This window comes from Microvirga yunnanensis (assembly GCF_025460875.1).
Map to the genome: position 1 here is coordinate 1 of NZ_JAMXFI010000139.1, position 21,653 is coordinate 21,653.

General features: G+C 64.7%; 36 protein-coding genes. 35 read left to right on the plus strand and 1 reads right to left on the minus strand.

Going from position 1 to position 21,653, the window contains the following annotated elements; translation table 11 throughout:
- The 35 genes from NF876_RS37300 to NF876_RS37470 all read left to right on the plus strand — a co-directional run.
- The coding region (locus NF876_RS37300) for an EF-Tu C-terminal domain-related protein (RefSeq protein WP_507237402.1) at window positions 1-131 on the plus strand (131 nt) is incomplete at its 5' end.
- A gap of 67 nt (window positions 132-198) precedes the next feature.
- Window positions 199-507 carry a 30S ribosomal protein S10 gene (gene rpsJ / locus NF876_RS37305; protein ID WP_009764298.1) on the plus strand — a complete coding sequence of 103 codons (309 nt, stop codon included), beginning with the start codon at window positions 199-201 and terminating at the stop codon, window positions 505-507.
- 47 nt (window positions 508-554) lie between these two features.
- Window positions 555-1,283, plus strand: a complete 729-nt coding sequence (gene rplC / locus NF876_RS37310; RefSeq protein ID WP_262273001.1) for a 50S ribosomal protein L3 — start codon at window positions 555-557, stop codon at window positions 1,281-1,283.
- The gene (gene rplD / locus NF876_RS37315; protein WP_262273002.1) at window positions 1,283-1,903 is read left to right on the plus strand and encodes a 50S ribosomal protein L4; all 621 of its coding nucleotides are present in this window, start codon (window positions 1,283-1,285) and stop codon (window positions 1,901-1,903) included. Before rplC ends, rplD begins: the two co-directional genes overlap by 1 nt.
- Complete coding sequence (locus NF876_RS37320) at window positions 1,900-2,196, plus strand: 50S ribosomal protein L23 (protein WP_262273003.1); 297 nt, start codon at window positions 1,900-1,902, stop codon at window positions 2,194-2,196. Before rplD ends, NF876_RS37320 begins: the two co-directional genes overlap by 4 nt.
- Before the next feature lie 20 nt (window positions 2,197-2,216).
- Window positions 2,217-3,053: a 50S ribosomal protein L2 gene (gene rplB / locus NF876_RS37325; RefSeq protein WP_262273004.1), complete on the plus strand. Its 837-nt coding sequence runs from the start codon at window positions 2,217-2,219 to the stop codon at window positions 3,051-3,053.
- Window positions 3,054-3,068: 15 nt separating this feature from the next.
- Window positions 3,069-3,347: a 30S ribosomal protein S19 gene (gene rpsS, locus NF876_RS37330; protein WP_009764303.1), complete on the plus strand. Its 279-nt coding sequence runs from the start codon at window positions 3,069-3,071 to the stop codon at window positions 3,345-3,347.
- Window position 3,348: 1 nt separating this feature from the next.
- Window positions 3,349-3,729: a 50S ribosomal protein L22 gene (gene rplV, locus NF876_RS37335; RefSeq protein WP_009764304.1), complete on the plus strand. Its 381-nt coding sequence runs from the start codon at window positions 3,349-3,351 to the stop codon at window positions 3,727-3,729.
- A gap of 11 nt (window positions 3,730-3,740) precedes the next feature.
- Entirely contained in the window at window positions 3,741-4,445 is a 705-nt protein-coding gene (rpsC, locus tag NF876_RS37340) for a 30S ribosomal protein S3 (protein ID WP_036358354.1), read from the plus strand.
- A gap of 24 nt (window positions 4,446-4,469) precedes the next feature.
- A complete protein-coding gene (rplP, locus tag NF876_RS37345) occupies window positions 4,470-4,883 on the plus strand; it encodes a 50S ribosomal protein L16 (RefSeq protein ID WP_009764306.1) in 414 nt (137 codons plus the stop codon).
- 10 nt (window positions 4,884-4,893) lie between these two features.
- Complete coding sequence (gene rpmC / locus NF876_RS37350; RefSeq protein WP_262273005.1) at window positions 4,894-5,106, plus strand: 50S ribosomal protein L29; 213 nt, start codon at window positions 4,894-4,896, stop codon at window positions 5,104-5,106.
- Window positions 5,107-5,117: 11 nt separating this feature from the next.
- Window positions 5,118-5,357, plus strand: coding sequence for a 30S ribosomal protein S17 (gene rpsQ, locus NF876_RS37355; RefSeq protein ID WP_099511396.1), 240 nt, complete (start codon window positions 5,118-5,120; stop codon window positions 5,355-5,357).
- A gap of 164 nt (window positions 5,358-5,521) precedes the next feature.
- A complete protein-coding gene (rplN, locus tag NF876_RS37360) occupies window positions 5,522-5,890 on the plus strand; it encodes a 50S ribosomal protein L14 (RefSeq protein ID WP_009764309.1) in 369 nt (122 codons plus the stop codon).
- Entirely contained in the window at window positions 5,890-6,207 is a 318-nt protein-coding gene (rplX, locus tag NF876_RS37365; RefSeq protein WP_173945698.1) for a 50S ribosomal protein L24, read from the plus strand. Before rplN ends, rplX begins: the two co-directional genes overlap by 1 nt.
- A complete protein-coding gene (gene rplE / locus NF876_RS37370; protein WP_173945697.1) occupies window positions 6,200-6,766 on the plus strand; it encodes a 50S ribosomal protein L5 in 567 nt (188 codons plus the stop codon). Before rplX ends, rplE begins: the two co-directional genes overlap by 8 nt.
- Window positions 6,767-6,805: 39 nt before the next feature.
- Window positions 6,806-7,111 (plus strand): 30S ribosomal protein S14, encoded by a 306-nt coding sequence (gene rpsN, locus NF876_RS37375; protein WP_036358373.1) that lies wholly within the window; start codon window positions 6,806-6,808, stop codon window positions 7,109-7,111.
- A gap of 15 nt (window positions 7,112-7,126) precedes the next feature.
- Window positions 7,127-7,522 (plus strand): 30S ribosomal protein S8, encoded by a 396-nt coding sequence (gene rpsH, locus NF876_RS37380; protein WP_173945696.1) that lies wholly within the window; start codon window positions 7,127-7,129, stop codon window positions 7,520-7,522.
- Between the two features lie 37 nt (window positions 7,523-7,559).
- Window positions 7,560-8,093 carry a 50S ribosomal protein L6 gene (gene rplF, locus NF876_RS37385; protein ID WP_262273006.1) on the plus strand — a complete coding sequence of 178 codons (534 nt, stop codon included), beginning with the start codon at window positions 7,560-7,562 and terminating at the stop codon, window positions 8,091-8,093.
- Window positions 8,094-8,105: 12 nt separating this feature from the next.
- Window positions 8,106-8,468, plus strand: coding sequence for a 50S ribosomal protein L18 (gene rplR, locus NF876_RS37390; protein WP_099511402.1), 363 nt, complete (start codon window positions 8,106-8,108; stop codon window positions 8,466-8,468).
- Between the two features lie 64 nt (window positions 8,469-8,532).
- Window positions 8,533-9,102, plus strand: coding sequence for a 30S ribosomal protein S5 (rpsE, locus tag NF876_RS37395; RefSeq protein WP_173945693.1), 570 nt, complete (start codon window positions 8,533-8,535; stop codon window positions 9,100-9,102).
- Window positions 9,103-9,116: 14 nt separating this feature from the next.
- On the plus strand, window positions 9,117-9,323 hold the full coding sequence (gene rpmD / locus NF876_RS37400) for a 50S ribosomal protein L30 (protein WP_173945692.1): 207 nt from the start codon (window positions 9,117-9,119) through the stop codon (window positions 9,321-9,323).
- 10 nt (window positions 9,324-9,333) lie between these two features.
- Window positions 9,334-9,807, plus strand: coding sequence for a 50S ribosomal protein L15 (gene rplO, locus NF876_RS37405; RefSeq protein WP_173945691.1), 474 nt, complete (start codon window positions 9,334-9,336; stop codon window positions 9,805-9,807).
- Window positions 9,808-9,912: 105 nt separating this feature from the next.
- The gene (secY, locus tag NF876_RS37410; RefSeq protein ID WP_262273007.1) at window positions 9,913-11,250 is read left to right on the plus strand and encodes a preprotein translocase subunit SecY; all 1,338 of its coding nucleotides are present in this window, start codon (window positions 9,913-9,915) and stop codon (window positions 11,248-11,250) included.
- A 54-nt stretch (window positions 11,251-11,304) separates the two neighbouring features.
- Window positions 11,305-11,886: an adenylate kinase gene (locus tag NF876_RS37415; protein ID WP_262273008.1), complete on the plus strand. Its 582-nt coding sequence runs from the start codon at window positions 11,305-11,307 to the stop codon at window positions 11,884-11,886.
- A 195-nt stretch (window positions 11,887-12,081) separates the two neighbouring features.
- Window positions 12,082-12,450: a 30S ribosomal protein S13 gene (gene rpsM / locus NF876_RS37420; RefSeq protein WP_262273009.1), complete on the plus strand. Its 369-nt coding sequence runs from the start codon at window positions 12,082-12,084 to the stop codon at window positions 12,448-12,450.
- A 78-nt stretch (window positions 12,451-12,528) separates the two neighbouring features.
- Window positions 12,529-12,918 carry a 30S ribosomal protein S11 gene (gene rpsK, locus NF876_RS37425; protein WP_009764323.1) on the plus strand — a complete coding sequence of 130 codons (390 nt, stop codon included), beginning with the start codon at window positions 12,529-12,531 and terminating at the stop codon, window positions 12,916-12,918.
- Window positions 12,919-13,007: 89 nt separating this feature from the next.
- On the plus strand, window positions 13,008-14,030 hold the full coding sequence (locus NF876_RS37430) for a DNA-directed RNA polymerase subunit alpha (RefSeq protein WP_262273010.1): 1,023 nt from the start codon (window positions 13,008-13,010) through the stop codon (window positions 14,028-14,030).
- Between the two features lie 123 nt (window positions 14,031-14,153).
- Complete coding sequence (gene rplQ / locus NF876_RS37435; protein WP_262273011.1) at window positions 14,154-14,576, plus strand: 50S ribosomal protein L17; 423 nt, start codon at window positions 14,154-14,156, stop codon at window positions 14,574-14,576.
- A gap of 277 nt (window positions 14,577-14,853) precedes the next feature.
- Window positions 14,854-16,260 (plus strand): Do family serine endopeptidase, encoded by a 1,407-nt coding sequence (locus NF876_RS37440; RefSeq protein ID WP_262273012.1) that lies wholly within the window; start codon window positions 14,854-14,856, stop codon window positions 16,258-16,260.
- Window positions 16,257-16,706 carry a GNAT family N-acetyltransferase gene (locus NF876_RS37445; protein ID WP_262273013.1) on the plus strand — a complete coding sequence of 150 codons (450 nt, stop codon included), beginning with the start codon at window positions 16,257-16,259 and terminating at the stop codon, window positions 16,704-16,706. The genes NF876_RS37440 and NF876_RS37445 overlap by 4 nt, the downstream gene beginning before the upstream one ends.
- Window positions 16,703-18,022, plus strand: coding sequence for a replication-associated recombination protein A (locus tag NF876_RS37450; protein WP_262273014.1), 1,320 nt, complete (start codon window positions 16,703-16,705; stop codon window positions 18,020-18,022). Before NF876_RS37445 ends, NF876_RS37450 begins: the two co-directional genes overlap by 4 nt.
- Before the next feature lie 3 nt (window positions 18,023-18,025).
- Window positions 18,026-18,412: a fluoride efflux transporter CrcB gene (gene crcB, locus NF876_RS37455; RefSeq protein ID WP_262273015.1), complete on the plus strand. Its 387-nt coding sequence runs from the start codon at window positions 18,026-18,028 to the stop codon at window positions 18,410-18,412.
- A gap of 43 nt (window positions 18,413-18,455) precedes the next feature.
- Window positions 18,456-19,718 (plus strand): RluA family pseudouridine synthase, encoded by a 1,263-nt coding sequence (locus NF876_RS37460; RefSeq protein WP_262273016.1) that lies wholly within the window; start codon window positions 18,456-18,458, stop codon window positions 19,716-19,718.
- Window positions 19,719-19,832: 114 nt separating this feature from the next.
- Window positions 19,833-20,294 (plus strand): hypothetical protein, encoded by a 462-nt coding sequence (locus NF876_RS37465; RefSeq protein WP_262273017.1) that lies wholly within the window; start codon window positions 19,833-19,835, stop codon window positions 20,292-20,294.
- 120 nt (window positions 20,295-20,414) lie between these two features.
- Window positions 20,415-21,005, plus strand: a complete 591-nt coding sequence (locus NF876_RS37470; protein ID WP_262273018.1) for a GNAT family N-acetyltransferase — start codon at window positions 20,415-20,417, stop codon at window positions 21,003-21,005.
- A 4-nt stretch (window positions 21,006-21,009) separates the two neighbouring features.
- Here NF876_RS37470 and NF876_RS37475 read toward each other — a convergent pair whose 3' ends face one another.
- The gene (locus NF876_RS37475; RefSeq protein WP_262273019.1) at window positions 21,010-21,477 is read right to left on the minus strand and encodes a 5' nucleotidase, NT5C type; all 468 of its coding nucleotides are present in this window, start codon (window positions 21,475-21,477) and stop codon (window positions 21,010-21,012) included.
- Window positions 21,478-21,653: the final 176 nt, after the last annotated feature.

Sequence of the window (21,653 nt, forward strand, 5' to 3'; positions counted from 1 at the left end):
TGCCGGGCGACAACATCACCATGGAAGTGGAGCTGATCGCTCCGATCGCCATGGAAGAGAAGCTGCGCTTCGCCATCCGCGAAGGCGGCCGTACCGTCGGCGCCGGCGTCGTCGCCGCCGTGATGGATTGATTTTAGAGGATCAAAGGACAGCGGCCGGGTTTCGGTCCGGCCGCTTCCCTTGTTGAATGGATAAGCCATGAACGGTCAAAACATTCGTATTCGCCTTAAGGCGTTCGACCACAGGATCCTCGACGCTTCGACACGGGAAATCGTGTCGACCGCGAAGCGGACCGGCGCTCAGGTTCGCGGGCCCATCCCGCTGCCGACGCGCATCGAGCGCTTTACGGTGCTTCGCTCGCCGCACATCGACAAGAAGTCGCGCGAGCAGTTCGAGATGCGCACTCACAAGCGTGTGCTCGATATCGTGGACCCCACCCCGCAGACGGTTGACGCTCTGATGAAGCTCGATCTCGCTGCTGGTGTGGACGTGGAAATCAAGCTCTGAGCCTTACGGCTTGGAGCCTTCGGTAGACACGCCGAGAGGATACGCACATGCGCTCAGGCGTCATTGCACAGAAAGTCGGGATGACCCGCATCTTCACGGATGCCGGCGAACATGTCCCGGTCACGGTTCTGAAGGTCGACAGCTGCCAGGTCGTCGCCCACCGGACCAAGGAGAAGAACGGCTACACCGCGCTGCAGGTCGGCGTCGGCAAGGCCAAGGTCAAGAACGTTTCCAAGGCCGAGCGCGGCAGTTTCGCCGTCGCCCAGGTCGAGCCGAAGCGCAAGCTCGCGGAGTTCCGCGTCTCCGAGGATGCTGTCATCCCGGTCGGCGCCGAGATCACCGCCGATCACTTCATTGCCGGTCAGTTCGTGGACGTCACGGGCATCACCACAGGTAAGGGCTTCGCCGGCGGCATGAAGCGCTGGAACTTCGGCGGATTGCGCGCCACGCACGGCGTGTCGGTCTCCCACCGGTCGATCGGTTCGACCGGCGGACGCCAGGATCCGGGCAAGACGTTCAAGAACAAGAAGATGCCGGGTCACCTGGGTGTCGAGCGCGTCACCACGCAGAACCTGCGTGTCGTGTCGACCGACGTCGAGCGCGGTCTGATCCTCGTCGAGGGCGCCGTACCGGGCGTCGCCGGCGGCTGGATCTTCGTCCGCGACGCGGTGAAGCGCAAGCTGCCGAAGGAAGTGCCGATGCCCGGCGCATTCCGCACCGGCAACGAGGCTGCGCCCGCCGCTCAGGCTGAGCAGGCCCAAGAGGAGAATGCGTGATGAAGCTTGATGTCACCACGCTCGAAGGCGCGAGCGCCGGATCGGTCGACCTGAACGAGGCCATTTTCGGTCTCGAGCCGCGCGCCGACCTGCTCGCCCGTTGCGTCCGCTGGCAGCTCGCCAAGCGCCAGGCCGGCACGCACGCCGTCAAGAATCGTTCGGACATCGACCGGACGACTAAGAAGGTCTACAAGCAGAAGGGCACCGGCAGCGCCCGTCACGGCGCCGCGAGCGCTCCCCAGTTCCGGGGTGGCGGTCGTGCCTTCGGCCCGCAGGTCCGCAGCCATGCGCATGACCTGCCCAAGAAGGTCCGCGCGCTTGCCCTGAAGCACGCGCTCTCGTCCAAGGCCAAGGACGCCTCGCTCGTCGTGATCGACGATGTGAAGCTCGCCGAGCCGAAGACGAAGGCTCTCGTCGAGCGCTTCGGCAAGCTCGGCCTCGGCAACGCGCTGATCATCGGCGGCGCCGAGATCGAGACGAACTTCCAGCGGGCTGCTCGCAACATCCCGAACATCGACGTCCTGCCGGTGCAGGGCATCAACGTCTATGACATCCTGCGTCGCGAGAAGCTCGTTCTCACGAAGTCGGCTGTCGATGCGCTGGAGGCGCGTTTCAAATGAGCCTGGACCCGCGCCATTACGATGTGATCGTAAGCCCGGTCATCACCGAGAAGGCCACGACCCTGTCCGAACAGAACAAGGTCGTCTTCAAGGTGCGGCTGGATGCGACGAAGCCGCAGATCAAGGAAGCGGTTGAGAAGCTGTTCGATGTCAAGGTGAAGAGCGTCAACACGCTCATCACCAAAGGCAAAGTGAAGATGTTCCGCGGCACCCGCGGCCAGCGGTCGGATGTGAAGAAGGCGGTTGTGACCCTCGCCGAGGGCCAGACCATCGACGTCACCACCGGCCTCTGATCGGACGAGAGAGTGATCCGATGGCTTTGAAGACTTTCAAACCAATCACCCCCGGCCTGCGCCAGCTGGTGATCGTCGACCGCAGCGAGCTCTACAAGGGCAAGCCGGTCAAGAAGCTGACGGAGGGCAAGAGCTCCTCCGGCGGCCGTAACAACCTGGGTCGCGTGACCGTCCGCTTCCGTGGCGGTGGACACAAGCGCACCCTGCGCCTGGTCGACTTCAAGCGTCGCGCCCGTCTGGGCGATGCGGCGACCGTGGAGCGGATCGAGTACGATCCGAACCGCACCGCCTTCATCGCGCTGATCCGCTACGCCGACGGCGAGCAGTCGTACATCCTGGCCCCGCAGCGTCTTGCTGTCGGCGATCAGGTGGCGGCCGGCGAGCAGGTCGACATCAAGCCGGGCAACGCGATGCCGATCGGCAACATGCCGGTGGGAACGATCATCCACAACGTGGAGCTCAAGATCGGCAAGGGCGCGGCACTCGCCCGCTCGGCCGGCACCTACGCTCAGATTGTGGGCCGTGACCAGGGCTACGTGACGATCCGCCTGAGCTCCGGCGAGCAGCGGCTGGTCCATGGCCAGTGCTTCGCCAGCGTCGGCGCGGTGTCGAACCCGGACCACATGAACACCTCGATCGGTAAGGCTGGTCGTAACCGCTGGCTCGGCAAGCGTCCGCACAACCGCGGCGTCGCCATGAACCCGATCGACCACCCGCACGGTGGTGGTGAGGGCCGCACGTCCGGTGGTCGCCATCCGGTGTCCCCGTGGGGCGTACCAACCAAGGGCAAGAAAACCCGTTCGAACAAGCGGACCGACAAGTTCATCGTGTCGAGCCGTCACGCTCGGAAGAAGTAAGGATAGAGGCACGTCATGGCACGTTCGCTTTGGAAGGGTCCGTTCGTCGACGGCTACCTCCTCAAGAAGGCCGAGGCTGCCCGTTCCTCGGGCCGCAACGAGGTTATCAAGATCTGGAGCCGCCGCTCCACGATCCTCCCGCAGTTCGTGGGCCTCACCTTCGGGGTCTACAACGGTCAGAAGCACATTCCCGTCTCCGTGAACGAGGAAATGGTGGGTCACAAGTTCGGCGAGTTCTCGCCGACCCGCACTTTCCACGGCCATGCGGCGGACAAGAAGGCGAAGAGGAAGTAAGATGGGTAAGGCCGCGACTCCTCGCGCACTGAGCGACACCGAGGCTCAAGCCGTCGCTCGCATGCTGCGCGTCAGCCCCCAGAAGCTCAACCTTGTTGCGGCCCTTATCCGCGGCAAGAAGGTTTCTGCAGCTCTCGCCGATCTCGAGTTCTCGCGCAAGCGCATCGCTCGCGACGTGAAGAAGTGCCTCGAGAGCGCCATTGCCAATGCCGAGAACAACCACAACCTGGATGTGGACGATCTCGTCGTCAGCCAGGCTTATGTCGGCAAGGCACTGGTCATGAAGCGCTTCCACGCCCGGGCCCGTGGCCGGGGTGCTCGTATCATGAAGCCGTTCTCGAACCTCACGATCGTGGTTCGGGAAGTTGCCGAACAGGCATAAAGGAGAACCAGATGGGTCAGAAAGTTAACCCGATCGGTCTTCGGCTCGGCATCAACCGGACCTGGGACTCGCGCTGGTTCGCCGGCAAGGGCGAGTACGCCAAGCTGATGCATGAGGACATGGCGATCCGCGAAGCTCTCATGAAGCAGCTGAAGCAGGCCGCCGTTTCGAAGATCGTCATCGAACGTCCGCACAAGAAGTGCCGCGTCACCATCCACTCGGGTCGCCCGGGCGTGGTGATCGGCAAGAAGGGTGCCGACATCGAGAAGCTGCGCAAGCTCGTCTCGAAGATGACCGACGCCGACGTGGCGATCAACATCGTCGAGGTCCGCAAGCCGGAAGTCGACGCCACGCTGGTGGCCGACTCGATCGCCCAGCAGCTCGAGCGCCGTGTCGCTTTCCGCCGCGCCATGAAGCGTGCCGTTCAGTCGGCCATGCGTCTGGGCGCCGAGGGCATCCGTATCAACTGCTCGGGCCGTCTGGGTGGCGCTGAAATCGCCCGCCTCGAATGGTACCGCGAAGGCCGCGTTCCGCTGCACACCCTGCGTGCGGATGTGGATTATGGAACGTCCACGGCCTTCACGACCTATGGCACCTGCGGCATCAAGGTCTGGATCTTCAAGGGCGAAATCCTTGAGCACGATCCGATGGCCCAGGACAAGCGGATGAACGACGAAGGAGGCCGCTCCGGTGGCCGCCGCGAGCAGGCGGCGTAACCGAGAGGTCAGGAGAGGTTTGCCATGTTGCAACCGAAGAAAACCAAGTTCCGTAAGCAGTTCAAGGGCCGCATTTCCGGCACCGCGAAGGGCGGCACGGACCTCAACTTCGGCCAGTTCGGCCTGAAGGCGATGGAGCCCGAGCGCGTCAACGCTCGTCAGATCGAGGCGGCTCGCCGCGCCATCACCCGCGCCATGAAGCGCGCGGGCCGGGTGTGGATCCGCATCTTCCCGGACGTGCCGGTTTCGACGAAGCCGACCGAAGTGCGTATGGGTAAGGGTAAGGGCGCTCCCGAGTACTGGGCGGCCAAGGTGAAGCCTGGCCGTATCATGTTCGAGATCGACGGCGTGCCGGAGGATATCGCCCGCGAGGCCCTTCGCCTCGGCGCCGCGAAGCTCCCGATCAAGACGCGCTTCATCCAGCGCATTGCCGAGTAAGGAGGGGATCATGAAGTCTAAGCAGAGAGCCTCCGACCTCAACGCGATGTCGCAGGACCAGCTGACGGACGAGCTGCTGAACCTGAAGAAGGAGCAGTTCAACCTCGGCTTCCAGCGCGCCACCGGCCAGCTCGAGAACACCGGACGTGTCCGCGAAGTCCGTCGGGACATCGCCCGCGTCAAGACGCTGCAGCGCCAGAAGGCCGCTGCCGCGAAGGTTTAAAGGGGATCAAGATGCCGAAGCGCGTTTTGCAGGGCGTCGTTGTCAGCGACAAGCAGGACAAGACGGTCGTTGTGAAGGTGGAACGCCGTTTCACGCACCCGGTCATGAAGAAGACCGTGCGTAAGACGAAGAACTACCATGCTCATGACGAGAACAACACAGCCAAGGTGGGCGACACGGTCTTCATCGAAGAGACCAAGCCGCTCTCCAAACTCAAGACCTGGGTGCTCGTCGACCAAGCGAAGGCTTAACAAAGCCTTCTCGAGGGGTTGTCAAACGGGGGCGGCTCGTGTATACGGCCGCCTCTCTCGACATTTGAAGGGCAGGGGACAAGAGATCCCCGTCAGGCGTAGTCCGGGGGGCAATCCTGCCTTGGCCCGGAAACCTGTCTGAAACAAAGGAAAGGATCAAAGCCATGATCCAGATGCAGACGAATCTTGACGTCGCCGATAACTCCGGCGCCCGTCGCGTGATGTGCATCAAGGTTCTCGGCGGTTCGAAGCGTAAGTACGCTTCCGTGGGCGATATCATCGTCGTATCCGTGAAAGAGGCTATTCCGCGCGGTCGCGTGAAGAAGGGCGATGTCATGAAGGCAGTCGTCGTTCGCACCGCGAAGGACATCCGCCGCGCTGACGGCTCGGTCATCCGCTTCGACCGCAACGCCGCCGTTCTGATCAACAATCAGAAGGAGCCGGTCGGCACCCGTATCTTCGGCCCCGTTCCGCGTGAACTGCGTGCCAAGAATCACATGAAGATCATTTCGCTTGCGCCGGAGGTGCTCTAATGGCCGCGAAGATCAAGAAGGGCGATAAGGTCGTCGTCCTGACCGGTCGCGACAAGGGCAAGACCGGTGAAGTCGTACAGATGCTCCCGAAGGAAGAGCGCGCGGTCGTCCGCGGCGTCAACCTCGTGAAGCGTCACCAGCGCCAGACGGCGAACGCCGAGGGTGGCATCATCTCGAAAGAGGCGAGCATCCACCTGTCGAACCTGGCCTACGCGGACCCGAAGGACGGCAAGCCGACCCGGGTTGGTTTCAAAGTTCTCGAAGACGGCCGCAAGGTTCGTTTCGCCAAGCGTTCGGGGGACCTGATCGATGGCTAAGGCTCAGGTGGACGGCTACACGCCGCGGCTGAAGAAGCACTACGAGGAAGTGGTGCGTCCGAAGCTCATTGAAGAATTCGGCTACAAGAACCCCATGGAAGTGCCGACGATCGAGAAGATCGTGCTCAACATGGGTGTTGGCGAGTCGACCGCCGACTCGAAGAAGGCTTCGGTCGCTGCGGCTGACCTCGCTCTCATCGCCGGCCAGAAGCCGGTGATCACGAAGGCCCGCAAGGCGATCTCGCAGTTCAAGGTCCGCGAGAACATGCCGATCGGCGCCAAGGTCACGCTGCGCAAGGTTCGCATGTACGAGTTCCTTGACCGTCTCGTGACCATCGCTCTCCCGCGCGTCCGCGACTTCCGGGGCCTGAACCCCAAGTCGTTCGACGGCCGCGGCAACTACGCAATGGGTATCAAGGAGCACCTGGTGTTCCCTGAGATCAATTACGACAGGGTCGAGCAGGTTTGGGGCATGGACGTCGTCATCACCACCACGGCGAAGACCGACGAAGAAGCCCGCGCCCTGCTGCGTCACTTCAACTTCCCGTTCCGGCAGTGAGGATAGCTGTCCTCAAACGCGGACACTGGAGATAAAAGCATGGCTAAGAAAAGCGCTATTGAGAAGAACAAGCATCGTCGTGAGCTGGTGAAGAAGTTCGCCGGCCGCCGCGAGCGCCTCCTGGCGGTCGCCAACGACGAGTCGAAGTCCATGGAGGAGCGCTTCGAGGCGCGCCTCAAGCTGGCTGAGCTGCCGCGCAACGCGAGCAAGACCCGCATCCGCAATCGCTGCGAGATCACGGGCCGCCCGCGCGCCTACTACCGCAAGCTCGGCATGTCGCGCATCGCTCTGCGCGAACTGGGCAACAAGGGCCTGATCCCGGGCCTGGTGAAGTCGAGCTGGTAAGGGGGAGGGCATCATATGATCAACGATCCGTTGGGCGATATGCTCACCCGTATCCGCAACGCGCAGATGCGCCGTCGCGGGTCCGTCTCCACCCCTGGCTCGAAGCTCCGCGCTCGCGTCCTCGAGGTTCTCAAGTCCGAGGGCTACATCCGGGACTACTCGCAGACCGAGTTCGGCAACGGCCGGACGGAGTTCTCGATCGAGCTCAAGTATTATGACGGTCAGCCGGTGATCCGCTCCATCGAGCGTGTCTCCAAGCCCGGCCGCCGCGTGTATGCCTCCGTCGACACCATGCCTCGCGTGGCCGACGGACTGGGCATCACCATTCTCTCGACGCCCCAGGGCGTGATGGCCGATCACGAGGCCCGTGAGAAGAACGTGGGCGGCGAAGTGCTCTGCAAGGTCTTCTAAGACCGAAGCACCCGCACAGAACCACGGAGATTCGAAAATGTCCCGAGTAGGCAAGAAGTCCGTTACGGTTCCGTCAGGTGTGACGGCTACCGTTGACGGTCAGATGGTGAAGGTTAAGGGCGCGAAGGGCGAACTCTCGTTCCTCGTTCCCGAAGAAGTGTCGGTTGTTCTTGAGAACGGCGCCGTGTCGGTGAACCCGCGCGACGAGTCCAAGACGGCCCGTGCGAAGTGGGGCATGTCCCGCGCCCAGGTGGCGAACCTGGTCGAAGGCGTGTCGAAGGGCTTCGAGAAGCGCCTCGAGATCAACGGCGTCGGCTACAAGGCCGCCGTTGCCGGCAAGGTGCTGAAGCTGTCGCTGGGCTACAGCCACGATATCGACTACGCGATCCCGGCCGGCGTGACGATCACGACGCCGCGTCCCACGGAAGTCGTCGTGGCCGGCATCGACAAGCAGGTCGTCGGCCAGACCGCCGCCGAGATCCGCGAATACCGCGGTCCGGAGCCCTACAAGGGCAAGGGCGTCAAGTACTCCGACGAGTTCATCTTCCGCAAGGAAGGCAAGAAGAAGTAAGGACGACGTATCATGGCTGAGAAGAAAGGCGCTGAAGATCGCCGCAAGGCTCGTGTGCGCCGTGCGATCAAGAAGGCAGCGAATGGCCGTCCGCGTTTGTCGGTCTTCCGTTCGTCGAAGCAGATCTACGCCCAGGTTATCGACGACGTGCGCGGCCATACGGTCGCCTCGGCTTCGACTCTCGAGGCTGACGTGAAGGGCAAGCTCAAGACCGGCGCCACGGTGGACGCGGCGAAGGAAGTGGGCAAGCTCGTTGCCGAGCGCGCGGTTCAGGCCGGCGTGAAGCAGGTCATCTTCGACCGCTCGGGCTACCTCTATCACGGCCGCGTCAAGGCTCTCGCCGACGCTGCCCGTGAGGGCGGTCTGGATTTCTAACGGCGGGTATAATCCAAGCAATCCTTAGCGAGCGGGCCCGCCGCCCGCGCAAGTGAGAGGTCTCATGGCTAGAGAACCCAGAGAACGTGCTGATCGCGAAGAGCGCGACAGCGAATTCGTGGACCGCCTGGTCCACATCAACCGCGTCGCCAAAGTCGTGAAGGGCGGCCGTCGCTTCGGCTTCGCGGCCCTCGTCGTCGTCGGCGACCAGAAGGGCCGCGTCGGCTTCGGCCACGGCAAGGCCCGTGAGGTGCCTGAGGCGATCCGCAAGGCGACCGATGCCGCCAAGCGGTCCATGATCCGCGTCGCCCTGCGCGAGGGCCGCACGCTCCACCACGACGTGAACGGCCGCCATGGCGCCGGCAAGGTTGTGCTGCGTGCCGCTCCCCAGGGTACCGGCATCATCGCGGGCGGTCCCATGCGCGCCGTCTTCGAAGTGGTGGGCATGCAGGACGTGGTCGCCAAGTCGCTCGGCTCGTCGAACCCCTACAACCTCGTGCGCGCCACCTTCGATGCGCTCAAGAACGAGGACAGCCCGCGTTCGGTCGCCGCGCGCCGTGGCCTGAAGGTCTCGACGCTGCAGGCTCGCCGCCGCGACGCGGATGCCAGCGAAGTCGCTGGCGCTGAAGCGTAAGGGAGGCTTTGACCATGGCAAAGAATCCTGCTTCGGCTGGGAAGACCGTCACCGTTGAGCAGATCGGCTCGCCGATCCGCCGCGAGGCCAAGCAGCGCCAGACGCTGATCGGCCTCAGGCTCAACAAGCTTCACCGTACCTCGACCTTGGAAGACACGCCGGCTGTGCGCGGCATGATCGAGAAGGTCAAGCACCTCGTGCGCGTTGTCGACGGGCAGTGAGGAGAGCGTCATGAAACTCAACGAAATTCGTGACAACGAAGGTTCCACCAAGAACCGCATGCGCGTGGGCCGTGGTATCGGCTCGGGCAAGGGCAAGACCGGTGGCCGCGGCGTGAAGGGCCAGAAGGCCCGTACCGGCGTGGCGATCAAGGGCTTCGAAGGCGGTCAGATGCCTCTGCACCGTCGTCTGCCGAAGCGCGGCTTCAACAAGCCGAACGCCATCGACCTGAACGAGGTCAATGTCGGGCGCATTCAGCAGGCCATCGAGGCCGGCAAGCTCGACACGGGCGCTCCCGTCACGGTCGAGACGCTGGTTGCGGCCGGCGTGGTGTCCAAGCCGCGCGACGGCGTGAAGATCCTCGGCGTCGGCGAACTCACGGCGAAGCTTTCCTTCCAGGTCTACGGCGCGTCCAAGTCGGCCGTCGAAGCGATCGAGAAGGCTGGTGGCTCGGTCACCCTCCTGGGTGCCGTTGCGCAGGCGTGAGCCCGCGCCCACATTGACTAAGATCCAAGCGGCGGCCCGCGTCTGATCGCGTGGCCGCCGTTTGCGTGATGACCGTCACGTATCAGGTATTTCGGGGACACCACTATGGCCTCAGCAGCCGAGCAACTCGCGGCAAACATCAATTTCGGCGCCATCGCGAAGGCCGATGAGCTGAAGAAGCGCATCTGGTTCACGCTGGGCGCGCTCATCGTCTACCGTCTCGGCACCTACATCCCGCTGCCCGGAATCGACCCGGAGGCTCTCCGGCAGAGCTTCCAGGGCGCCAGCGGGGGCGTGCTCGGCCTCTTCAACATGTTCTCGGGCGGCGCCGTGGAGCGCATGGCGATCTTCGCCCTGAACATCATGCCGTACATCTCGGCCTCGATCATCGTCCAGCTCCTCACCTCCGTCCTGCCGTCCCTCGAGGCGCTCAAGAAGGAAGGCGAGGCGGGTCGCAAGATCCTGAATCAGTACACCCGGTATCTGACCGTGTTCCTGGCCGTGTTCCAGTCCTGGGGCATCGCCGTCGGACTGCAGAGCTCGGGCACCATCGTGCAGTCGCCAGGGCCCTTCTTCCTCGTCTCGACCGTGATCACCCTGACCGGCGGAACCATGTTCCTCATGTGGCTGGGCGAGCAGATCACGTCGCGCGGCATCGGCAACGGCACGTCTCTGATCATCTTCGCCGGCATCGTGGCCAACTTGCCGACGGCGATCGCCGGGACCCTCGAGCTTGGCCGCCAGGGCGCGATCTCGACGGGCCTGATCCTCGGCGTCATCGTGATGGCGGTCGCCATCATCTACTTCGTGGTGTTCATGGAGCGCGCCCAGCGCCGCCTGCTGATCAACTATCCGAAGCGCCAGGTAGGCAACCGGATGTACGAGGGCCAGACCTCGTTCCTGCCGCTCAAGCTGAACACCTCGGGCGTCATCCCGCCGATCTTCGCGTCGTCGCTGCTGCTGCTGCCGGCTACCATCGCGAGCTTCCAGACGAACACGGACGGGACCGGCTTCATCTCGATGCTGACCGCGTATCTCGGGCACGGGCGTCCTGCCTACATGTTCCTGTACGCGGCCCTGATCGTGTTCTTCGCCTTCTTCTATACGGCGATCGTGTTCAATCCGACCGAGACGGCCGACAACCTGAAGAAGCAGGGCGGCTTCATTCCGGGCATCCGCCCGGGCGAGCGCACCGCCGACTTCATCGACCAGGTGCTGACGCGCATCACCGTGCTGGGCGCGGCCTACCTGGTGATCATCTGCCTGATTCCCGAACTGCTGGTATCCTACGCGGCTTTGCCATTCTACTTTGGCGGCACTTCGCTTCTGATCGTCGTGTCTGTTACGATGGATACCGTCGCTCAGGTGCACGGTCATCTCTTGGCCCACCAGTACGAGGGCCTCGTCAAGAAGGCGAAGCTCAAGGGCGCACGGAGACGCTAAGGTTCAACGTCTCGCCTGCAGGCGAGCATATTCGACGAAGTCAGGGGGACGTCGATGAGGATGATTCTGCTGGGGCCGCCGGGGGCCGGAAAAGGCACTCAGGCCGTCCGTCTGGTCGATCGGCTGGGTATTCCCCAGCTTTCGACGGGGGACATGCTCCGCGCAGCCGTGGCGGCCGGCACGCCGGTCGGCCTGAAGGCCAAGGCCGTCATGGACCGCGGCGATCTCGTGTCGGACGAGATCGTCGTCGGCATCATCGCCGACCGGATCGAGGAGGCGGATGCCAGGAACGGCTTCATCCTCGACGGCTTCCCGAGGACGGTGGCCCAGGCCGAGGCCTTCGACGCCATGCTGGCCGCCAAGGGCCTCAAGCTCGACGCGGTCATCGAGTTCAAGGTGAACGAGGCTGAGCTCGTCGACCGGATCGTCAAGCGCGCCCGGGAGACCGAGGCACGGGGCGAGCCGGTCCGCAAGGACGACAATCCGGACGTGTTCAAGACCCGGCTCGAGGCCTACCGGACCCAGACGGCCCCGCTTTCGGCCTATTACGAGGGCAAGGGCATGCTCAAGACCGTGGACGGCATGAGGCCGATCGACGAGGTGACCGAGGCGGTCAAGGGAATCATCGGGCGCTGAACACAATGGCTTGACGAACGGGTTAATTTCCGTTAGGGGCAAGCTCTTGCACAAGAACCTGCATATCCAGAGGGCTTCATGAGGGGCCGCTCTGGTTTGCCGTGTTTTGCATAAGTAACCCGCGCAGGGGCCGGCCTCCACCGGACGCGCGACAACCAAAACCCGAAGCATCTGCTTCCCACATGGAGACGGACAATGGCCCGTATCGCAGGCGTCAACATACCGACCGCCAAGCGCGTTGTGATCGCGCTTCAGTACATCCACGGCATTGGGCCCAAGAAGGCCCAGGAGATCATCGAGAAGGTCAACATCCCGGCCGAGCGCCGCGTGAACCATCTGACCGACGCCGAAGTTCTGGCCATCCGCGAGACGATCGACCGCGACTACATCGTGGAAGGCGATCTGCGCCGCGAAGTGTCCATGAACATCAAGCGCCTCATGGATCTCGCCGCCTACCGTGGCCTGCGCCACCGCCGCAGCCTTCCGGTCCGCGGCCAGCGCACCCACACGAACGCCCGCACCCGCAAGGGCAAGGCGAAGCCGATCGCCGGCAAGAAGAAGTAAGTTTTTCCGGCCATCCGCCACGGGTGGCCTTTTCTCCCGAGCGCCTGGAACGACGGGCGCGCTTGAAGGATCTCTGGAATGGCTAAAGAAGCTACCCGCGTCCGCCGCCGCGAACGCAAGAACATCGTCTCCGGCGTGGCGCATGTGAACGCCTCGTTCAACAACACCATGATCACCATCACCGACGCCCAGGGCAACACGATCTCCTGGTCCTCGGCCGGCGCCATGGGGTTCAAAGGTTCGCGCAAGTCGACCCCGTACGCGGCGCAGATCGCCGCCGAAGATGCGGCCCGCAAGGCTGCCGAGCACGGCATGCGCACCCTCGAGGTCGAGGTGTCGGGTCCCGGTTCCGGCCGCGAGTCCGCCCTGCGCGCACTCCAGTCGGCCGGCTTCACCGTCACGTCGATCCGTGACGTGACGCCGATCCCGCACAACGGCTGCCGCCCGCGCAAGCGTCGCCGCGTCTAAGGTTATCCGGCGCGTGGGTCCAAAGCCCACGCGCGTTCCGGTTTAAAGGGCTGGCCGCACGCCTCCCTTCAAGCCGTACCTCATGAGGTGTGGTTGTGATCCAAAAGAACTGGCAAGAGCTGATTAAGCCGAACAAGCTTGAAGTCGCCCCCGGTGACGATCCGAAGCGCATTGCGACGGTCGTGGCCGAGCCGCTCGAGCGCGGCTTCGGCACGACGCTCGGCAACTCCCTGCGCCGGGTCCTCCTGTCGTCGCTCCAGGGCGCGGCCGTGACGGCGATCCATATCGACGGCGTGCTGCACGAGTTCTCGTCCATCCCGGGCGTCCGTGAGGACGTGACCGACATCGTCCTCAACGTGAAGACGATCGCCATCAAGATGCAGGGCGAGGGCGCGAAGCGCATGACGCTCCGCAAGACCGGTCCTGGCGCCGTCACCGCCGGCGACATCAACACCATCGGCGACGTGCAGATCCTGAATCCCGAGCTCGTGCTCTGCACGCTCGACGAGGGCGCCGAGATCCGCATGGAGTTCACGGTCGATACCGGCAAGGGCTATGTCCCGGCCGAGCGCAACCGCAACGAGGACGCCCCGATCGGCCTCATCCCGGTCGACTCGCTCTACAGCCCGGTGAAGAAGGTCTCCTATCGCATCGAGAACACCCGTGAGGGGCAGATTCTCGACTACGACAAGCTGATCATGACGGTCGAGACCAACGGCGCCGTGACCCCTGAGGATGCCGTGGCCTATGCCGCCCGCATCCTGCAGGACCAGCTCCAGGTCTTCGTCAACTTCGAGGAGCCGCGCAAGGAAGAGGCCGCCGCCGCTGCGCCGCAGCTGCCGTTCAACCCGGCTCTCCTCAAGAAGGTGGACGAGCTCGAGCTGTCGGTCCGTTCGGCGAACTGCCTGAAGAACGACAACATCGTCTATATCGGCGACCTGATCCAGAAGTCCGAGGCGGAGATGCTCCGTACCCCGAACTTCGGCCGCAAGTCGCTCAACGAGATCAAGGAAGTTCTGGCCGGCATGGGCCTGCACCTCGGCATGGACGTGCCGGGCTGGCCGCCGGAGAACATCGAAGACCTCGCGAAGCGCTTCGAAGAGCACTACTAAGTTCGTCGGAGCCGCCGTCCTTCATGAGCGGCGGCTCCTTCATCTGCCCCACCTTAAGGGTGGTCAATCAAGAGAGGCGGTCCGTTCCTTGGCACGGCGGCCGTAGAATCTAGGAGAAAGCCAATGCGTCACGGATTCCGTGGTCGTCGCTTCAACCGCACGACCGAACACCGCAAGGCCATGTTCGCCAATATGGCGGCTGCGCTGATCAAGCACGAGCAGATCGTCACGACCCTGCCGAAGGCGAAGGACCTGCGTCCCGTCGTCGAGAAGCTCATCACCCTCGGGAAGCGCGGCGACCTTCACGCCCGCCGCCTCGCCCAGTCCAAGCTGCGCGACGAGGCCATGGTGAAGAAGCTGTTCGACGTGCTGGGCAAGCGCTACCAGGATCGCAACGGCGGCTACACCCGCGTCCTGAAGGCGGGCTTCCGCTACGGCGACAATGCTCCGCTGGCCGTGATCGAGTTCGTGGACCGCGACGTGGATGCGCGCGGCCAGGATTCGGGCCCGACCCAGAAGAACGAGCTCGTCGAGGCAGCCGAGTAAGTCTCGGCTCCGGAGATTTCATCAAGGGCGGTCTTCGGGCCGCCCTTTTTGTTTGAAACGGTCGACATGACGTTGCGGAACTTGGTATTTCAGGCTCCGCGCTCTAAAGCATCGGACCCAAAAGTGGACTTGCACTTTTGGGATCCATCCGATGCTTTCTTCTTGAATGAGAGCATCGGTCAGGACGGACCCAGCGGGCCGCGCCAGCGAAAACCGGGGCCACTTTTCCGTCCGATGCTCTATCGAATGACCTCGCCGATCAAAGGATTCGCCCGCTATGCGCTCTTCGCCTTTTCGCCTGTCACTGACCGCTCTTCTGCTCGCGCTCGGGGTCGCGGGAGCGCAGGCTCAGACGCAGCGGGTGGCTCCCGAGAGCAAGGCTCAGGTCCAGCTCTCCTTCGCGCCCGTCGTGCGGCAGACGACCGGGTCCGTCGTGAACGTCTATGCCAGCCGCTCGGAGCGCCGGCAGAACGCCGCCATGGAGGACTACTTCCGCCGCTTCTTCGGCGACAATGCCCCGGGGGTTCCGCGTGGCCGGTCCCAGAGTTCCCTCGGCTCCGGGGTCATCGTCGATCCGTCCGGGCTCGTGATCACCAACAACCATGTGATCGAGAACATGAACGAGGTGAAGGTCGCCCTCGCGGACCGGCGGGAATTCGCCGCCGACATCCTGCTGCGCGATCCGCGCACCGACATCGCCGTGCTCAAGCTCAAGGACGCCACGAACCTTCAGGCCATCGAGCTCGGCGATTCCGAGGCCCTTCAGGTCGGCGATCTCGTGCTGGCCATCGGCAACCCCTTCGGTGTCGGCCAAACGGTCACGCAGGGGATCGTGTCGGCGCTGGCGCGCACGCAGGTCGGCATCTCCGACTACCAGTTCTTCATCCAGACGGATGCCGCCATCAACCCGGGCAATTCGGGCGGCGCTCTCATCGACATGAACGGCCGGGTCGTCGGCATCAACACGGCGATCTATTCCCGGTCGGGCGGCAGCATCGGCATCGGCTTCGCTGTGCCGTCGAGCATGGTCCGGGTGGTGCTGAACTCCGCCAAGGGCGGCGCGAAGAACGTGGTGCGGCCCTGGCTCGGCGCGCGGCTCCAGCCGGTGGACGGCGACATTGCCAATGGCCTGGGCCTCGAGCGCCCGACAGGCGTTCTGGTGACCGCCGTCTACGACAAGGGACCTGCCGCCGAGGCCGGTCTCAAGCGCGGCGACGCGATCCTGCTGGTCGACGGGCAGCCCGTCGACAACCCGGATTCCTTCGGCTACCGCTTCACCCTCAAGGGCACCCAGGGCCAGGCCCCGCTGACCGTTCTGCGGGGCGGCAAGCAGACGACCGTCCAGGTCAGGCTGATGCCGCCGCCCGAAAACCCGCCCAGGGAACCGGTGCGCGGGAAGGCCCGCACGCCGTTCGCCGGCGCGACCCTCGTGAACATGTCGCCGGCCGTCGCGGACGAGCTTCAGATCGAGATCGCCGACGATGGCGTGGTCGTGGCGGATCTTGAGGATCGCAGCGTCGCGGCCGGCGTGGGCTTCGAGAAGGGTGACCAGATCGTCGCCATCAACGGCGAACGCCTGGCCTCGACGAAGGATGCCGACCGCCTGATCAACCGCAATGGCGGTTATTGGGAGATCACCGTCAACCGGGGCGGGCGCGTCTTCACGACGGTGCTCGGCCGGTGAGCGCCTGGACCATCTCGAACGACCTCACGCGGCAGGACGTCGAGACCGCCTATCGCTGGATATCGGCCGAGAGCTACTGGGCGAAGGGATTGCCGCGGGACATTTTCGAGCGGTCCGTCGAGAATTCCTTGTGCTTCGGCCTCCATGTCGCCGCAGGCGATCTCCGGGGCTTCGCCAGGGTCGTGACCGATCGCGCCACGTTCGCCTATCTCTGCGACGTCTATGTCTGCGCCTCTGTCCGAGGGCAGGGCGCCGGCAAGGCCCTGATCCGGGCGATCATGGATCATCCCGAGCTGCAGCTTCTCCGGCGCTGGATGCTCGTGACGCGGGATGCCCACAGGCTTTATGAGCCGTTCGGCTTCCAAACCCCGGAAAATCCTGAAAGACTCATGGTGCGGCTGGACCCCGACGTCTACGCCCGCTTGAGCTCTGCATCATCATCATGAGCGATCTGTTCTCATCTGCCGGCCTGGACCGGAATGCGCCCCGTCCCCTGGCGGACCGGATGCGTCCGACCACGCTGTCCGAGGTGGTGGGCCAGGATCACCTGGTCGGACCCGACGGCATCCTGACCCGGCTCATCGCGTCCAAGACGCTGGGATCCCTCATCTTCTGGGGGCCGCCCGGTACCGGCAAGACCACCGTGGCGCGGCTGCTCGCCCATGAGACGGATCTTCATTTCGAGCAGATCTCGGCGATCTTTTCCGGCGTGGCGGACCTCAAGAAGGTCTTCGAGGCGGCGCGCCATCGCCGCTCCACCGGAAAGGGCACGCTGCTCTTCGTCGACGAGATCCACCGCTTCAACCGGGCCCAGCTCGACGCCTTCCTGCCGGTGATGGAAGACGGCACCATCACGCTCGTGGGGGCGACCACCGAGAACCCGTCCTTCGAGCTGAATGCGGCGCTGCTCTCCCGCGCCCGCGTGCTTCTCTTCAGGTCTCTCGACGAAACGGCCATCGGGCAGATTCTGGCCCGGGCCGAGGAGGTGACGGGGAAAGGCCTGCCGCTCGACGCCGAGGCGAGGGCGTCCCTCGTGCGGATGGCGGACGGGGACGGGCGGGCCGTCCTGACGCTCGCCGAGGAGGTCTGGCGCTCGGCGAAGCCCGGCGAGGTCTTCGACGCGGAGCAGCTGCAGGAGATCATCCAGCGCCGCGCCCCGATCTACGACAAGGGCCAGGAGGGCCATTACAACCTCATCTCGGCCCTGCACAAAACCATCCGCGGCTCGGACCCCGATGCGGCGCTCTACTACCTGACCCGGATGCTCGACGCAGGCGAGGACCGGCTCTTCATCGCGCGCCGGCTGGTGAGGGCCGCCGTGGAGGATATCGGCATGGCCGATCCGCAGGCGCTGGTCATCGCCAACGCGGCCAAGGATGCCTTCGATTTCCTCGGCTCCCCGGAGGGGGAACTGGCGCTCGCGCAGGCGGCCGTCTATCTCGCCACCGCGCCGAAATCGAACGCGCTCTATACCGCCTACAAGGCCGCCACCCGGGTGGCGAAGGAGCACGGCTCCCTCATGCCGCCCAAGACCATTCTGAATGCTCCGACCAAGCTCATGAAGCAGATCGGCTACGGCGAGAGCTACGCCTACGATCACGACGAGCCGGATGCCTTCTCTGGCCAGGATTACTGGCCCGAGAAGCTGGGGCGGCAGGAATTCTACGACCCGGTGGACCGCGGCTTCGAGCGGGAGATCCGGAAGCGGCTGGAGTGGTGGGAGAGGCTGCGGAAGGAGCGGCGCGGCGGGAATGGCGAATAGCTGATGAAGGCCTACTTCCTCGTCTTCCTCGGTGCCGGGATCGGCGGCGCGCTCCGGCATGGTGTCAACCTGGGGTGCGCGCGCTACTGCGGCACGGCTTTTCCCTGGGGGACGCTCACGGTCAACGTCGTCGGTTCATTCATCATGGGGCTCCTCGCCGGATGGCTCGCCTTCAAGGCCGGCGAGAACTGGAGCCAGCCGCTCCGCTTGTTCCTGACCACCGGGATCCTCGGCGGCTTCACCACCTTCTCGGCTTTTTCCCTCGATGCGGTGCTGATCTGGGAAAGGGGGCAGGCCGGGATTGCGGCAACCTATGTCATCGCGTCGGTCATTCTCTCCATCGCGGGATTGGCCGTCGGTCTCGGGTTGATCCGGGCGGTCTCCGCCTAAACCTCGATTGCCGCCCGCGCGGCGCTCTGGTACCCACAGATCCATGAGAAAAAGCGGTTCAGGACAGAATGGCGCCCGCGGCGGGCGCTCGGGTGCCCGGCAGGGTTTTCGCTCGCGCGAGGACAAGCCCGCCCGCAAGGCGGCTCCGGCGAAGCAGCGCACGGCGAAATCGGCGCCTGCCAAGACGCGCGCCCCATCGGCCCAGCGCGAGAATCCGGCCGCACGTTCCAAGCCGATGGCGCCCGGTGCGACGGAAGCTCCCCGCGGGCCGACCCGGGCTCAGGCCAAGGCGGCCGCCCAGGAGGTGCTGGCGACCGGCGTTCAGACCCTCGTGGTCGAGCCGGACGAGGCCGACATGCGCGTCGACCGTTTCCTGGTCGCCCGGTTCCCGCAGCTCGCCTTCACCCATATCCAGCGTATCGTCCGGAAAGGGGAGCTGCGCATCGACGGCAAGCGCGCGCAGCCGAACGAGCGTCTGGTGGCCGGCCAGAAGGTCCGCGTGCCGCCCCTGAAGCTCGATCAGCCGCGGCCGGTCTCCCGGAGCGCGGCCAAGGACCAGGACGACCGCGACTTCCTGAAGTCGATCACGCTCTACGAGGACAAGGACGTTCTCATCATCAACAAGCCCATGGGGCTCGCGGTCCAGGGCGGCTCGGGCACCAAGCGGCATGTGGACGGGATGCTCGACGCTCTGACCGACGAGGACGGGCAGAAGCCGCGGCTGGTGCATCGTCTCGACAAGGACACAGCCGGCTGCCTCGTCATCGCCAAGACGCGCTTTGCCGCGTCCACCATGGCGAAGTCCTTCCGTGCGCGCACCACCCGCAAGATCTATTGGGCGCTCGTGGCCGGAGTGCCCCGGGTGCGCCAGGGGCGGGTCTCGACCTATCTCGCCAAGGAAGGCGACGAGGGCGATTCCCGCATGCGCGTCGCCCGGCACGGGGACGAGGGTGCAAGCCATGCGCTGACCTATTACGCCGTGGTCGATACGGCCGCGCAGAAGCTCGCTTGGCTGTCGCTGAAGCCGGTCACGGGCCGCACGCACCAGCTGCGCGCCCACACGGCCCATATCGGGCACCCGATCGTCGGTGACCCGAAATATTTCGACATCGAGAACTGGGAGCTTCCCGGCGGCATCCAGAACAAGCTGCATCTCCTGGCGCGCCGCATCGTCATCGCGCATCCGCGGACCGGAAAGCCCATCGACGTGACGGCGCCGCTGCCCCCGCACATGCAGCAGAGCTTCAACCTGCTCGGGCTCGACACGAGCCGTTACGACCCCATCGTCGAGGCGCCTGAAGAGTAGCCTCCATACCTCCTTCGCTCTCCGTCCCTGTCGCACTTTCGCCGCGCATGACGCGCAGCATCGAGCGTCTCGTCAGCCTTTCGGCTGTCTGAGTGATGGGCAGGGAGGAGATCGATGGAACACAAGCCTCTTGATCAGCTCCGTAGCGTAGCCGACGTTCAGCCGAGACCGTTGTCCCGCGAGGAACGACTCCAGCGGTGGATCGATCTGCTTGAAGCGGATCCCAAGCGCCGCCTCAGCTCCCTTGGCGAAATCGAGTACAAGCCGCCGGCGGAGCGCGCGCTGCTCCGCGAGGACAACTCGCCGCTCTCGGTGGCCTATGAGGACCCCGTGCTGCGCGCGGACGGATTGTCGAGCGACCGGCTCGGTGACGCCATGCGCTACTTCGCCCTATCGGATGGTCAGGCTCACTACGCTCTTTGCTCCTGCCTGAGCGGCCATGCGATCGAGGCCGGGACCTGCGCTCAGCGGCTTCGCAACGCCACGGGCAATGTCGCTTGGGAATCCGCAGCCGGCGCCTGGCTTCTGGCCGCTCTCGCCGTCAGCCTGCCGGGCCTCGTCTACCTGCTGAGCTGAGCGGGATCGAACCCTGGATGACCGCATCGGGAGGCGGAGAGGCCTCCTGATGGCGCCTTGACCATTGCGAGCGGCCGCTGAATCGGGGACAAGGCGGGACACCGCAAAGGCACTTTCCCCATGCTGCACATCGAGCCTGTCACCCTTTCCACCGACCGTTTGACCTTGCGCCCTTTGAGCCTCGCCGACGTGCCCGCTCTGGGCGTGGCCGCCGCCGACGGCGAACTCTGGGACAAGAGGACCACGACCGTGCCCCGGCCCGAGGGCTTCGAGGCCTATGTGCAGAAGGCCCTGGAGCTTCAGGCGGCCGGCCTTGCCCTGCCGTTCGCCACGGTGGTGAACGATAGCGGCCGGGTTGTCGGCTCGACACGCTACATGAACATCGATGCCGTCAACCACCGGGTCGAGATCGGAACCACCTGGATCGCCAGGTCCTGGCAGCGGACCTTCGTCAACACCCATGCGAAGTTCCTCATGCTGAGGCATGCGTTCGAGGTGCTGGGCTGTCTTGCGGTCGAGATCCGCACCCATGCCCGCAACGACCAGTCCCGCGCCGCCATCGAACGCCTCGGCGCCAAGCTCGACGGGATCCTGCGCCGGCACATGATCATGCCCGACGGCCATATCCGCGATACCGCGGTCTACAGCATCCTCCAGGAGGAGTGGCCGGCGGTGAAGGCCGGCCTCGAGGGGAAGATGGCCTCGGCCTGAGCGCTCAGAGGAAGCCGTGCTCCCGCAGCAGCCTGATCGAGGCCGCCGCATTCCGATGGTGGATGAAGAGGCCGCCTGCTCCTTCCCAGAGATGACGGTACTTCTCCCGGTCGTCGACCAGCGCATCGCCAGGATGGCAATGTTCGCGCTTCAGGGCGGCCGTGGTGGTGATCACCTTGGTTCGCGGAAAGTGTCGCTCGGCCCAGCGCCGCTTCTGCGGCTCGGCCCAGTTCCCGCGCGGCAATCCGGTCAGGATCACCGGGTCGAGGTGGCGGACCGCATCGAACAGCTCCATGGCGTCGGGAAGAGGCTCGAGGGTGTCGAAGAAATCCGGTGTCGCGGCAAGGTCCGACCAGAAGCGCCTCAGTCCGAACCGGCGTTCGTACTCGCCCGGCGGCATGCCGAAGATCCGGGCCGCGCCCTTGTCGAAATCGGCCAGCACGCCGTCACAATCCAGGAACACCGTCGGCATGCCGTCCGTCTCCCCAACGTCCTCCTTCGAAACCGGCCGTCGCCGGGCATTGTTCCCGCTTCGAGCCCTAGAGCCTCGGACGTGAAAAGTGGACACCACTTTTGGGATTCACCCGAGGCTCCCTCTCTTGACCGGCGCATCGGATGAGGCGGACCCAGCGGGTCGCTGACGCGACC